Origin of the sequence: Streptomyces sp. NPDC048751, assembly GCF_043198595.1 — a bacterium.
In the GTDB taxonomy this organism is placed as follows: domain Bacteria; phylum Actinomycetota; class Actinomycetes; order Streptomycetales; family Streptomycetaceae; genus Streptomyces.
In genome coordinates, this window is record NZ_JBICUX010000014.1 from 89,360 (window position 1) to 103,455 (window position 14,096).

At 69.8% G+C, this 14,096-nt stretch carries 8 protein-coding genes; 5 read left to right on the forward strand and 3 right to left on the reverse strand.

Annotation, left to right across the window (positions count from 1 at the left end; genetic code table 11):
* The first annotated feature begins 284 nt into the window (after nt 1-284).
* Nucleotides 285-2,729: a SpoIIE family protein phosphatase gene (locus tag ACGFNV_RS35720; RefSeq protein ID WP_393628348.1), complete on the forward strand. Its 2,445-nt coding sequence runs from the start codon at nt 285-287 to the stop codon at nt 2,727-2,729.
* 507 nt (nt 2,730-3,236) lie between these two features.
* On the opposite strand, the gene ACGFNV_RS35725 is transcribed toward ACGFNV_RS35720, so the two are convergent.
* The 3 genes from ACGFNV_RS35725 to ACGFNV_RS35735 all read right to left on the reverse strand — a co-directional run bounded on the left by ACGFNV_RS35725 (nt 3,237) and on the right by ACGFNV_RS35735 (nt 7,656).
* Nucleotides 3,237-4,508, reverse strand: coding sequence for a discoidin domain-containing protein (locus ACGFNV_RS35725; protein WP_393628349.1), 1,272 nt, complete (start codon nt 4,506-4,508; stop codon nt 3,237-3,239).
* Nucleotides 4,509-4,634: 126 nt separating this feature from the next.
* Nucleotides 4,635-6,029 (reverse strand): prolyl oligopeptidase family serine peptidase, encoded by a 1,395-nt coding sequence (locus ACGFNV_RS35730; RefSeq protein ID WP_393628351.1) that lies wholly within the window; start codon nt 6,027-6,029, stop codon nt 4,635-4,637.
* Between the two features lie 193 nt (nt 6,030-6,222).
* Nucleotides 6,223-7,656, reverse strand: coding sequence for a CitMHS family transporter (locus ACGFNV_RS35735; protein WP_393628353.1), 1,434 nt, complete (start codon nt 7,654-7,656; stop codon nt 6,223-6,225).
* Nucleotides 7,657-7,836: 180 nt separating this feature from the next.
* On the opposite strand from ACGFNV_RS35735, the gene ACGFNV_RS35740 reads away from it, so the two are divergent.
* The 4 genes from ACGFNV_RS35740 (at nt 7,837) to ACGFNV_RS35755 (ending at nt 13,749) form a co-directional block, all read left to right on the forward strand.
* Nucleotides 7,837-8,763, forward strand: a complete 927-nt coding sequence (locus tag ACGFNV_RS35740; RefSeq protein WP_393628354.1) for a LysR family transcriptional regulator — start codon at nt 7,837-7,839, stop codon at nt 8,761-8,763.
* Nucleotides 8,764-9,002: 239 nt separating this feature from the next.
* The gene (locus ACGFNV_RS35745) at nt 9,003-10,220 is read left to right on the forward strand and encodes a CaiB/BaiF CoA transferase family protein (protein ID WP_393628356.1); all 1,218 of its coding nucleotides are present in this window, start codon (nt 9,003-9,005) and stop codon (nt 10,218-10,220) included.
* Nucleotides 10,210-11,172 (forward strand): HpcH/HpaI aldolase/citrate lyase family protein, encoded by a 963-nt coding sequence (locus ACGFNV_RS35750; protein ID WP_393628358.1) that lies wholly within the window; start codon nt 10,210-10,212, stop codon nt 11,170-11,172. The genes ACGFNV_RS35745 and ACGFNV_RS35750 overlap by 11 nt, the downstream gene beginning before the upstream one ends.
* Nucleotides 11,173-11,733: 561 nt before the next feature.
* The gene (locus tag ACGFNV_RS35755; protein ID WP_393628360.1) at nt 11,734-13,749 is read left to right on the forward strand and encodes a glycosyl hydrolase; all 2,016 of its coding nucleotides are present in this window, start codon (nt 11,734-11,736) and stop codon (nt 13,747-13,749) included.
* Nucleotides 13,750-14,096 lie beyond the last annotated feature (347 nt).

The following is a 14,096-nucleotide window of genomic DNA, read 5'->3' on the forward strand; positions in this document are numbered from 1 at the left end:
ATCGCCCCGGCGCGTCCATCGACGTCGGCTTCCAGGGCGCTCACACCTGCAGTCCGCCACGGCCACCTCATTCACCCACCATGGCAGCGCCAGGGGCACCGCTCGTCCGTCGCCGTCGCTCTCGCCGTCCGCCCGACCTGGCCTGATCCACACCGCCCGTCGGCCGGTGTGACCGGTGCGGCCGGTTGAGCGGGGTGCGCCGCAGCGCGATGCTGGACGCAGCGCCCGTGACGGGTGACGCAGCGCCGCTCGGGGCGCGGCAGGTACGAGGTCGTGATGCACCCATGGACGACGAGCCCGGCACCACCACGGAAGCAGGGAGCACAGCAGCACCGGTGGACTTCGCGGTCGTCATCGACGCCCGCGGAGCCGTCCTCGTGTGGAGCGCGGGAGCCGGGCGCCTGCTTGGGTACGAGCCCGTGGACGTGGTCGGCCGGCCGGCCGTCGGCCTGCTCGCCGCGAAGCCGCCCTACGCGCTGCGGCGTCACCTGGCCGCCAGGGAGCCGTGGACAAGCGATCTGACGCTGCGGAACCGGCACGGAGACCATGTCACCGTGCAACTGCGGGGCACGCCGCTGACCGACGTGGACGGCAGGACCCACTGGGTCGTCACCCCGGCGGAGGTGACATACGACGCCGGGCCGACCGAAGCGGGGGCGGGGGAGCTGTGGAATCTCACGCTTGCCCAGCTCCCGTTGCCCGTGGCCGTCTATGACAGCGAGGCACGGTTCGTGACCTGCAACCAGGTGATGAGCCGTGCCATGGGACTGACGCCGGAGGAGATGAGGGGGCGTACGTTGTGGGAAATCTATCCCGCCCCGCCCCTGGACGAGATCGACCGCCTTCAGCATCAGGTGGTGCGCACCGGCGAGATGATCTTCCGCGAGGAGCAGCCTTTCCGAGCCTCGGGCGAGGTCCGTGATCACGCGTGGTCGCTCTTCCTTTCCCCGCTGAAGGACCGGGCGGGCGCGGTGCTGGGGCTGTCGGCGTTGGTGATCGACATCACCGAGCAGTACTGGGCCCGGCGTCGCTTGGCGGTCCTCAACGACGCCAGCGTGCGCATCGGCAAAACCTTGGACGTGACCCGGACGGCCGAGGAACTGGCCGAGGTGGCGGTGGCGGGGTTCGCCGACTTCGTCACCGTCGACCTGCTGGAGTCGGTCGTCCAGGGGCACGAGCCGCAACCGGTACCGCCCGCCACGCCGCTCGTCTTCCGCCGTACCGCACAGCGGTCGGTGTTCCCGGGGTGCCCGGAATCCGTGGTTCCGGCGGGCGACACCGACGTCTACCCTCCCGGCTCCCCACCGGCTCAGGCGCTGAACACCGGCCGGGGCGCCTTCTACCGTGTGGGCGACCCGGTGCTGCGCGAGTGGTCGACGGCCTCCCCGGCCCGTGCCGAGAGCATCAGGCGATTCAAGATCCATTCAGTGATGATGGTGCCCCTGCGCGCCAGGGGCGTCACCCTGGGCGTGATGCACCTCCTGCGGCACCGTACCGCGGACCCCTTCGTCCAGGACGATCTGATGCTCGCCGAGGAGATCGCCGCCAGGGCGGCGTTGAGCATAGACAACGCCCGCCGCTACACCCGCGAGCGCCGGACCGCGCTCACCCTCCAGCGCAGTCTGCTGCCCGAGCGGTTGCTGGGAGCGCAGGCGGTGGATCTCGCCTACCGATACTTCCCCGCCGGCTCGGGGGACGAGATCGGCGGGGACTGGTTCGACGTCATCGCACTGTCGGGGGGACGGGTGGCGCTGGTGGTGGGCGACGTCGTGGGCCACGGCGTGCACGCCTCTGCCACGATGGGCCGGTTGCGCACCGCGGTACGGACGCTGGCCGACGCCGATTTCGCGCCCGACGAGTTGCTCACCCGGCTGGACGATCTAGTCATCCGCCTTGACCGGGAGGAAGGCCCGGACGCGCGACGGGAGGCGGAGGGGGCCTCGGGAGAGGTCGGGGCGACCTGTCTCTACGCCGTCTACGATCCCGTCGCCGGCCGATGCGACCTGGCACGTGCGGGGCACCCGCCGCCCGTCCTGGTTTCGTCCGACGGCACCGTCCAGGTCCTGGACCTGCCCGCCGGGCCACCGCTCGGCCTGGGCGGACTGCCCTTCGAGTCCGCCGGGATCGACGTGGGGGAGGGCAGCCTGCTCGCGTTCTACACCGACGGCCTGATCGCGGCCCCCGGTCGCGATGTCGACGTCGGACTCGACCTGCTGAGTGAAGGGCTGCGCCGTCCAGCGGCAGACCTCGAGGACACCTGCGAGAAAGTGCTGCGCAAGGTGCGGCCCGACCCCTCTGCCGACGACGTCGTCCTGCTCCTGGCCCGGACCTCCCTGCTCGACGCCGACCGGGTGCGCACCTGGCAGTTGCCCATGGATCCCGCGGCCGTCGCCGGAGCCCGCAAGGTGGCGGCCGCGCAGCTGGACACCTGGGGGCTGGCCGAGCTCGAGTTCGCCACCGAGCTGGTCGTCAGTGAGCTGGTCACCAACGCCATCCGGTACGGCAACGACCCCATCCAGCTACGGCTCATCCGCGCCGACGCGCTCATCTGTGAAGTCTCCGACGGCAGCAGCACCGCCCCGCACATGCGACGGGCCCGCGTCTTCGACGAGGGCGGACGCGGACTGCTGCTCGTCGCCCAGGTCGCCGAGCGCTGGGGCAGCCGCCAGACCTCCGCCGGCAAGACGATCTGGGCCGAACAGCCCCTGCCGGATGAGCGTCCCAGCTAAGGGCTGTCCCGTAATCCCTGGCGGGCGCGCGACGACAGCTACGGCACCTCGCCGCGTTGTCGGAACGTCCGCATACATCCAGTATGCGGACGTCCCTCCGCCTTGCGATGCACCGCATCTGACGCCGCACGCTGATCCACCAGGGATCACAGGACAGCCCTTAGCGCTGTGACCGGAAAGGTTCACCGGCTCGCGACGCCCGGCACGGCCCGTCGCCGCGTTGTCGCATCACCCGAGTACATCCAGTACGCGGGTCATGCTCCGCCTTGCGAGGCACCGCACCGGACGCCGCGAGCTTCCGGCAAACCTTTCTGGTCACAGCACCAGCGCTACAGCCGGCACAGCGCGAGAACCGGGCGAGCCGGCCGCCGGAGGGGCGATGAAACGGGCGCGGGAAGCGGCATCAGTCGTGGGGCGTGGTGGCGGGGGCCGGGTCGTCGGCATCGGGGTGAGGAGCGGGCTCGGAGCGCCGCGTCGGCGGGCCGCGCGGCGCTCCGAGCGAGCCGGTCAGAACTGGCAGGTGTCCATCCAGCGGGTGACCAGGGAGGTGTTGTTCTTGTCGGCATCACGAGCGGGACCGCACAGGAAGGGGCTGAAGCGGGTGTCGGCACGCAGCCAGAGGCTGAAGAACGACACCATCCACTTGCCCTGCTTGGCCTTGTCGCCGTAGCCCGTCATCGGGCACAGATGGTCGCCTGGAACTTCGATGTAGAGCTTCTCGGCCTGGGACATGGAGTTGTACCAGGGCACCGCGTAGCGGCTGCCGGGGGCGGCGGGGTCGCTTTGACAGGTCAGGAAGAAGGTGGGCTCGGTGACTTCGGAGAAGTTCGCGTTCGGGTAGTACGGGGCCGTCGGCGCGCCCGCCTTGAAGCGCGGGTCGTCCCGGAGGGCCGCCATGACGCCACCGCCGCCCATCGAGTGACCGGCCGCGCCCAGGGTGCCGTTGAGCTTCCCCGACAGCGGGTTGCCCGGGGTGTTGCCGAGCGCGAGCAGCTGGGTGCCGGCGGCGGTGATCTGGCGGCCGCGCGATGCGGGATCGTCGGAGAGTGTGTTCGTTCCGACGTTGATGACGACGAAGCCCCAGGAAGCGAGGCGGGGTGCGAGCCACTGCAGGTTCTGCTGTGTGCCCTGATAGCCCGGCATCAGCACGATGCCCGGGTACGAGCCACTGGCCGTCGGATACGTGACCGTGCCTGAGCCGTACCCGCTCGGGCTGGGAACGGTGTAGGTGGCGGTGGTCAGCGGCCCGTCGGCGGCCTCCAGGGAAGAGGTCGTCGGGTCCGGGATGCCGTTGCCCGGAGGGGTGCCCTCACCGGAGCCGTACACCTGGAACTCCCACAGCGAGTAGCCGTAGACGGTGCCGCGCTGGGTGCCGTGGAGGCGGATGTACCGGCCTTTGCCGTTCACGTCGAGGGTCTGCGTGCCGCCGGTGCTTGTGGTGGTCGAGTAGATGGTGGTCCAGGCGGTGCCGTTGTCCGAGGTCTGGATCTGGAAGGAGCGGGCGTACGCGGCCTCCCAGCGCAGCGCCACTTGACTGATGGTGGCGGTGGCGCCCAGATCCACGGTCAGCCACTGCGGATCACTGAAGGTGCTCGACCAGCGCGTCCCGGTGCTGCCGTCCACCGCCGCCGACGCGGGGGTGGATGTGTTCTCGGTGGACGAGGACGTGACGGGCTTGCCCTGGGACAGCAGGTCGGCGGTGGCTGCCGGCGCGGTGGCGGCTGTCAGCAGAGTCAGCGCCATGGCGATGGTGGTGGCCAGTGCGAGCAGTGCCGTCATGGCAGGAGACCGGGTCTGTAACGGCGCGTTGGTGTTGGTTGAACGAGTGCATGGACGCATTGCCTTACCTCCACCTCGTTTGTGACCGCCACGGTGGCGGACCGGATGACCGCCGCGAGCGGCCGACTACCGGGACTGTGCGAAGAGCCAGTCGATGACCACGTCGTTCTCGTACGTCTGGGCCCATGCCAGGTGCGGGCTCACCGGTGTCGTTCCGGCCGTGTAGCTCGTGAACAGTAGGTGGCTGCGCGCGGCCCGGGCCTGCCGTAGGAGAGCCCGTGACCGGGCCTCGAACTGTGCCTTCGGGAGGTCGTTGGCCCACTCCCCACGGGTGACCGGGGCACCGGCGGTCTCCAGCGCGTTCATCAGGGTCCAGGTGCCGGGGTTGCCGAACCGGCCCTCCCGGTAGGGGACGACCGGGTCGTCGACCGAGTGGTCGGCCCAGATCGGGATGTGCGTGATCCTGTCCATGGCCGCCGCGTCGCCCCAGCCGGCCGTGGGCAGGGCAGCCGCGAACACTTCGGGTCGCCTGGCCAGCAAACTGTAGATGCCGCGGCCGCCTGAGGACAGGCCGACCAGATAGAGCCGGTCGGTGTCCACGTTGCGCGAGTGCTCGCGCACGAAGGTGTCGATGAGTTCGATCAGCGCGCCCTGGACCTTCGCGTCGGTCCAGTCCGTGCCGTCGGGTCCGTCCATGGGGCGGGGCAGGGGGATCTGCGGAGAGAGGACGAACGCGGGGTTGCGGCGCTGTCGTTCCGGTTTGGCGAACGTGACCGCGATCCGGTTGGAGGTGAGCTGGGTCATGTTGTTGTCCGCGACTTCGCCACCGCCGTGCAGGGTGACGACGAGCGGGTACCGCGTGCGGGTGCGCGGGTTCCGTATGAACCCCGCGGGCCGGTACAGCCGGAAGCCCAGTTCGAAACCTGCGGAGTCGGTGAAGGAACCGGCGGCGAAATCATCGACCACGGGGGTGATGACGTCGTCGTTCCGGTCAGCGAACGGACCGGCCTTCAGCACCGGTGCACCTTCCGGGGTGCGCACGTCCGCCACCTGTTTGACGGAGTATGCACGGTCGAGCGGAAGGGGATCGGTGCCGGCCGCCCGTGCGTTGGAGTCGTTCGGATCGAGTTCGACGATCAGACGGCCCCCTGGCCGTCCGGGGTGGGTGCGGTCGTCCACTTCTGCGGAAGTGTTGGAGTAGACCCGGGTCACCGTGCGAGCCGCTGTCCGTCCGCCCACGGTGGCCTGCACCTGGAAGGCGCTGGGCGGGACCGTCCCGCCGCGTACGTCGATGCGATGCGCGTACTGGATGGCGACCGCTGTCACCAGCCAGTTGTTCCTCGGTGTCACCCGCGTGAGGAGGTCAGTCCGCAGGACCGGATTGAGTCCGGAGGTCGCTTGCCGTCCTTCGGACGGGGCTGTCGTGTCGTCGGCGGCCGCCGCGGTCGCCGTGCTCACCGTCGGCGCCGCGACCGCGCCTGCGGTGACGGCGAGCACGGTCCGTCTGGGGATCGATCTCATGAGTCCTCGTCTCGGTCGGTGGGGCACCCGGACCGGGTGCCGTCGTGTGTGGATCCGGTCGTCCGGCTCCGAACTCCCGGGAGCGGGCGGCACATCGGGGACCATGACGCGGCATGTGCGGTGGCTGCCGGGTGTCCGCGGCCGACGGGGACTCCGCTCGGCCCGGGACACCACACCGGGCCCGCGACACCGGTCACAGCGGGAAGGCGCCGGTCACCAGGGCACCGGCGGTCATGACGAGGGTGGTTGCGAAGGCCCAGCGGAAGATGAAGCGCTGGTGCTCTCCGAGCGACACACCGCTCATGCCGACGAGGATGAACGTGGACGCGGTGAGCGGACTGAGCGGGAACCCCGTGGTCATCTGGCCGAGAATGGCCGCCCGGGCGACCTCGGCCGGCTCCGTGCCGAACCCGCTCGCGGTCTCGGCCAGTACGGGCAGTACGCCGAAGTAGTAGGCGTCCGGGGTGAAGACCAGGCTCAGTGGCATGCCGGTGACGGCCACCGCGACGGGCAGATGCGACCCGAAGGAGTCGGGGACGACGGAGACGAGCGCCTCGGCCATCTCGTCGATCATCTTGGTGCCGCTGAGGATCCCGGTGAGGACGCCGGCCGCGAAGATCATCGTGGTGACCAGGACCACGCTCTTGGCGTGCTTGTCGAGCAGCGCCTGCTGCTGTTCCCAGGTGGGGTGGTTGACCAGCACCGCGATCGCGAACCCGAGAACGAACAGCACCGGAAGCGGCATCACTTCCTGGACCAGGCAGACCACGAGGGCGACGGTCAGCAGGAGATTGAAGATGCTCAACCAGGTCCGCGGCAGCGGCGGGACCCGGACGGTGCCGGGCCCGTCGCCGGGGGACCGGAGGGCCGGACGCTCCTGCCCGTCGGCCGTCGGGGGAGTGGCCCGCAGGCTCGACTCGGCAGTCGCGGCAGCGGCCGAAGCGGCAGGTTCGCGGTCGTCCCGCTCCTCCTCGTCCGTGCGCACATCCGTGGCCGGGCCTCGCGGGGACAGCGCGCCGAGACGGTTGCGCTCCCGGCGGCCGAGCAGGTACGAGGCCACCAGTACCCAGGCCACGCCGAAGCCCATCGCGGGCAGTACGGGGTTGAAGACCTCGGAACTGTCCAGTTTCAGCGCCGCCATGGCGCGTACGGTCGGGCCGCCCCAGGGGACCATGTTCATCACGCCCGCGCCCAGGCAGACCACTCCGGACAGCACCAGGGGGTTCATGCCGAGCCTCTTGTAGACCGGCAGCAGCGCGGAGACGGTGATGAGGAAGGTGGAGGCGCCGTCGCCGTCCAGGGCCACGCACAGCGTGAGGACGGCCGTGGCGACGGTGATCCGCAACGGGTCGCCCCGCGCCGCGCGCAACAGACCGCGGATCAGGGGGTCGAAGAGACCGGCGTCCACCATCAGACTGAAGTACAGGACCGCGAACGCGATCATGATGCCGGTGGGGGCCACCTTGGACAGCCCACCGAGAATCAGCTCGCCCAGATCGCCCGCGAACCCGCCGATGAGCGCCGCCAGGACGGGAAGCAAGATCAGAGCGACCAGCACCGAGGCGCGTTTGGTCATGGTGAGCAGCAGGAGGACGGCGATCGTGGCGAAGCCCAGGGCTGCCAGCATGCGGCGCTCGCTTTCTCGGGGACGGCCCTCGGCGGCGGTGGGCGGGAGCTGGGCGGGGGCAGGCCGAGGTGTTACGCGAGAGTTTCGGAGCACCATCGGATCCCTGTCCAGCATCAAACCGAGATCTGTCCATGCGATAAGCGCATCAATTCAAGCGGGCGCGCCCTATGCTCGTCGGCCATGGAGGCCCCCACCTTGCGTCAACTGGCGGCGTACACGGCCGTCGCCCGGGCCGCGAGCTTCACCGCGGCCGCCGCTCGGATGCACGTGTCCCAGTCCTCTCTCAGCCGCGCGGTCGCGGATCTGGAGCGGCAACTCGGCGTCCAACTGCTCGAACGGGACACCCGTAACGTGCAGTTGACCCCGGCGGGCGCCGAGGCCCTGCGTATCGCCGAGCAGATCGTCACCGCTCACCGGGCGGGCATGAAAGAGTTCAGGCGATTCCTGCTCGGCGAGTCGGGAACGGTCGCCGTGGCGACCCTTCCCTCGGTTGCCGCGGTGCTCCTGCCGCAGGTCATCTCCGACTTCCGCGAGCGGCGGCCGCAGGTGGCGATACGCCTCCTCGACGGCCTGGAGCGGCTGGTACTGGACCGGGTCCTGTCCGGTGACGCCGACTTCGCGATCACCACCGTCGGGGACCCGCCCGAGCAGTTGGAGCACCGCCCCCTGGTCAGGGACCGATTCGTCGCGGTGCTGCCGGAAGGCCATCCGCTCGCCGACCGCCCCGAAGTCGCCTGGGAGGACCTGGCTCGTCAGCCGTTCCTGGCCGTCGGGCGCGACTCCAGCGTGCGTCGCCTCACCGATGCGGCGTTCGCCCAGGTCGACGCCCATGCGGCGCCCGCGGCCGAGGCGGGCAGTATCGCGACGGTGGGCGGACTGGTGACCGCCGGCCTCGGGGTGTCAGCGATGCCCGCCCTCGTGCTCCCGCTGATGGGCGCCGGGCCCGTCGTCTGCCGTCCTCTGGTGGACCCCGTGGTGGACCGGCGCCTTGACATCGTGCTGCGTGTTCGACGAACGCTCCCGACCGTGACGGAGCGGTTCCTTCAGACGCTCGAAGAGTTCCGTCTTCAGGGCCGCGCTCTTCCGCCCGGGGTGTCCTGGGCATGAAGCCGCGTGGGGGCTTGCGGGGGTCGAGGCTCGCACAACGCTGATCGCCCACCACACCCGCGCACCGACCGCTTCGGCGATTCATGCGTTCTTCGCATTGATTGATGGCCGTCTGTTGCTCGACAGGCATTTCTCCGTTCCTGCAGTCTGAAGACCCGGCCGGGGACGGCGTGCCGCACGCATGCGGACGCAGCGGCCAGGGGACCTACGCGAAACAGCATGGGCGAGGGAGCGCATCGGTGTCGGACGACGAGCGGAACACCACCGGACGCGGGCAGTTGCAAGGGCTGAAAGTGGTCGAGTTCGCCCATGTGGTGGCCGGGCCGCTGGCAGGCTCGATGCTCGCAGACCAAGGGGCCGACGTCGTGCACGTGGAACCCCCCGGCGCCGGAGACGCGGCCCGCGCGATGGGGCCGCAACGCGACGGTGTCCCCCTGTGGTTCAAGGTCGCCGGCCGCAACAAGCGCTCGGTCACGCTTGATCTGCACCACGAGGCCGGCCGGAGCGTCGCTCGCCGACTCATCGCCTGGGCGGACGTCGTCATCGTCACCCTGCGCGCCGGACGCCTGCGCAGCTGGGGACTCGACTGGGACTCCGTGCACCGGATCAACCCCCGGGCCGTACTGCTGCAGATCTCCGGCTTCGGTGCCACCTCGTCGCAGGCGGACGCCCCCGGCTTCGGCAAGATGGGTGAGGCGCGCAGCGGAGTCGTCCACCTGACCGGATTTCCCGACGGCCCGCCCGTGCACACCGGCTTCTCGCACGGCGACGCCGTGACCGGCCTGATGGGCGCCTACGCCGTCCTCGCCGCCCTCCACCGCCGTGACCACGACCCCGGTTTCGACGGCGAGTGGATCGACCTCGCTCTCTTCGAGTCCCTCTTCCGTCTCGTCGAGTGGCAGGTCATCGTCCACGACCAGTTGGGACAAGTGCCCGAACGCTCCGGCAACCAGCTGGCGGTCGCCCCCGCGGCCGTGATCAACACCTACCGCTCCCGCGACGGCGAGTGGATCACGGTGACCTCCGCGACGCTGCGTTCGGTCCGTAACATCGCCGGCCTGCTCGGACTCCCCGAGGACGAGTACGCCACGGCGCGGCAACAGCACGAGCGGCGCGGGCAACTGGACGAGGGCCTGCGCAACTGGGTGGCGCAGCGCGGCAGCGGCGAGTGCCTCGAGGAGTTCACCCGCGCCGAAGTGGTGGCCTCACGAGTGTTCGACGCCGCGGACATCGCCGCCGACCCCGTGTACGCCGAGCGCGAGGACATCGTCACCGTCGACGACCCCGACCTCGGTCCGGTACGTATGCAGGCGGTGATCCCGCACTTCCGGCAGCGGCCCGGCCGGGTCTGGCGGACGGGGCCCTCCCTCGGCCAGGACAACCACCTCGTCTACGGGCAGTGGCTCGGACTCAGTGCGGAAGAGCTGGCCGACCTGGAGAAGAGCGATGTCATCTGAGGCGTCTTCAAACAGGCCTGCCGAGGCGCACACGAGAGCGGTCGACCGGCCCCCGCTGCGGTCCCTGCTCTTCGTTCCCGGCACCAGAACCGGCTGGCTGCCCAAGGCCCGGGCGGCGGGCGCCGACGCGGCCATCCTCGACCTGGAGGACGCGGTGCCCGCCGCGGACAAGCTCGCCGCCCGCGCACAGGTTGCCGACGCCATCGCGCGGACCGTCACCGAGCCGGCCGATCAGACGGGACGGATGGCGTTGTTCGTCCGTGTCAACCCGCTGGACGGCTGGGCGGGGGCCGAGGAACTGCGCGCGGTCGTACGGCCAGGCCTCGCCGGCATCGTGCTCCCCAAGGTCCGCTCCGCCCAGGACGTGAAGCTTGTTGACCGGCTGCTGGGCTGGTGCGAACGGGAACAGGGCCTGTCGCCCGGACGGGTCGCCCTGGTGCCCCTGCTGGAGACGGCCCGTGGCCTGCGCGAGGCCTACGGCATCGCCCAAGCCGCCTCACGCATCGCCTACTTGGGCGCACTGACCGCACCCGGCGGCGACGTGGAACGCGCCGTCGGCTACCGCTGGAGCGCAGAGGGAACAGAAACGGTGGCACTGCGCTCCCGCGTTCTGCTGGACGCCAGGGCAGCCGGAGTGCCGTGCCCGGTCAGCGGCTTGTGGACGCGCGTCAGCGACCTGCCGGGGCTACGCGCCTTCGCCGAACAGAACCGTTCCCTCGGCTACGAGGGGATGATGGCGATCCATCCTTCCCATGTCCCCTTGATCAACGAGGTGTTCTCTCCCGGTCCCGACGAACTCGCCCGCTCCGCAAGGCTGATCGCGGCCGTCGAGGCGGCACAGGGCGAGGGGACGGGCGCTGTGGCCTTCGAAGGCGACATGGTCGACGAGGCCATGGCCCGTACGGCACGCCTCATTCTCGAACGACATGGGGCAGCGCGTTCGCGTGCCTGACGAACTCCGTGGGAGACCGCCTACGGCGCATGTACACCCGCGCGGAGAGCGAACTCTTTCTTTTCTCCTCAACCTCTAGTCAAATAGCGTTACTTGAAGCACGCGCGTGTCGTGAGTTGCGGATGGTCCCCGACCAGGACCTGCTTTCCGCAGCCGACCGCGTCACGGGAAGGACCCCCCACAAGTGACCAACAGAGAAATCTTGACGATTCTGGTTGAGTTCGGCGGCGAGACCGACAGCCGTTACGGGGGGCGCGCCCGGCCCGCTGCACAAGGGGATACCTGAGCCGGATCGCACGAAGAACGACACGACGGCCTGGCGGTCGGAGTATGGAACGTGGTCAGCGACGGTCTGAACGCCTGGGCCGCCCAGCCGTACCGCGGAGGGCTCGCCCCTCTTCTCGGACACTCCCACCGGAGAAGCCAATGGCGACCGTCGCCATACCCGGTGCCGCGTGGCGCCGCCGCCGGAGGGCTCCCGGCTCACGACGCCCCCGATGCGGTGCACCCGACCCCAGTGGGTCACCCCCTGCGAGAGATCGCCACGTCAAGGAGACGTACATGCCCAACTCTCCCCTGAAGCGCCGCACCTTCATCCTCCTCGGTGGCACGGTCGCCGTGGCGGCCGGCATCCGAACACCGGTGGCCGCCGCGGTGACCTCCCCCTCGGCACCCACCGACGCGCCGACGCCGGTCCGGATCGTCGACGACAGGGCGACACCCGCCACCCGCGCGCTGTTCGCGTACCTGAGGCGGCAGCAGGGCAAAGGCATCCTGTTCGGTCACCAGCACGACCTCACCTACGGCTTCACCTTCACCACTCCCGACGGCAAGGCGTCCGACACCAGGGCGGCGGTGGGCGACTACCCAGCGGTCTTCGGCTGGGACACCCTCATCCTCGACGGCGACGAACGCCCCGGCGACCAGGACGGAACCGAAGCCGGGAACATTGCCGCACTCAGCCGGTGCATCCGGCAGGGGGACGCACGCGGCGGGATCAACACCCTCACCGCCCACATGCCGAACTTCGTCACTGGCAAGAACTTCTACGACACAACGGGCCGAGTGGTCAGCCACATCCTTCCCGGAGGGGCGAAGCACGCGGACTTCAACGCCTTCCTCGACCGCATCGCGAAAGCGGTCAAGGGCGCGCGGCGGCCGGACGGCACCGCGATCCCGGTCATCTTCCGCCCCTTCCACGAGAACAACGGAGGCTGGTTCTGGTGGGGCGCGGGCCACACCACCTCAGGCGAGTTCATCGAGCTGTTCCGCTACACCGTCGAGTACCTGCGTGACACCAGGGGCGTCCACAACCTGCTTTACGCCTACTCGCCCAACTCGAGTTTCGCAGGCGACCCGGCCGGCTACCTGAAGACCTACCCGGGCGACCGTTTCGTCGACATCCTCGGCTACGACTCCTACGACGAAGCCGTCGGACCGACCGCCTGGCTGGACGGTCTGGTGGGGGACCTGGCGATGGTGGTCCGGCTGGCGAACGAGCGAGGCAAGGTGCCGGCCTTCAGCGAGTTCGGGGAGGGCGGTACCGAGGTCCGCGACCCGCAGTGGTTCACCCGGCTGTTGCGAGCCGTCAAGGCGGACCCGCTGGCCCGTCAGGTGACGTACATGCTCACCTGGGCCAACTTCGGAGGCACCAAGCGCGCTTATGTGCCGTACCCGGGCCACGTCCTGCTGCCGGACTTCGTCAGATTCCACCAGGATCCCCACACGCTGTTCGCCGCCGATCTGCGGGGGGTGTTCTCCGCCTGCACCACCGCTGTCAGGAACGCCCCGTTCGCGCATCTGGTGACTCCCCCGGACCGACAGCGCGTGACGGCCTCCAAGGCCGCCGTCCGGGTGCGTGTCACGCCCGCGAGAGCGAGCCGGGTCACCTACTCCGTGAACGGTGGACGCGCCAGACCGCTGCGCCTCGACGCCGACGGTTTCCACTCGGGCGACTGGTCGATCGACCCGGCTTTGCGGAGCAACCGCTCGGTGACCCTCACCGTGAGCGCGCGAGTGCACGGCGAGACGCTCACAGACTCGGCCGTGGTCCTCCTCGGCGAGGTCGCACCGCTGCCTGCCGGTTGGGTCGACGACTTCGAGGGCTACGCCGGAGATGACACCGCCCTGAGCGAGGCGTACACCCATATCAACTCCAACACCATCACCCTGTCGCCCGACCACAAGTCCTCGGGCTCCTACGGACTGGCCTACGCGTACGACCTCACCGGCTCCGATTACACCGGCATAGGCAAATCGGTCGTCGCGGACTGGTCCGCTTTCACGTCCCTGGCGCTGTGGCTGCGGGGCGACGGTTCCGAGAACGGCGGGGCTGTCGAGATCGTCGCTGGCGGAGTCCCGTTCCAGTACCGGTTTCCGCTGGCCGACACGAACGGGCAGGAGATCAGCACACCCTTCAGCGAGTTCCGGCCAGCTCCCTGGGAAACCGAACACACCGGAGCCCTGCTCGACGCGGCTCGTCTGGCCAAGGTGACGGCGTTCAGTCTGTACCTCGGCCGTGGAAGCGGCACGGTGACCAAGGGCGTCGTGTACGTGGACAACATCAGGGCCGTATGACACACCCGGCACAAAGTCACCGCCGCCCGAGCCGGCTTGCGCCGGGATCACGCTCGGGCGGGGGTTGCTGGACCCCCGGCGCCCAGGCGGCGGAAGTGCGCGGCCAGGGGCCGGGCGAGGCGGAGTTGGGTGTGGGCGACGTACCAGCCAGATCCATCGGTCCGCCGCCTCTGGGGTGCGGGAGGTTCGGACGGAGCCAGATGCGAGCCAGCACCCGTCCAGGTCCGGGACTCCACCGACGGCATCATCCCGAACTGACGGACGCGGGTTTCGCTACGCCGCCACAGCGGCCTTACCAGGGCAAAACATGGGATGGATCGCGCTTCGGTCGGGTAGCTGCGTGTCCA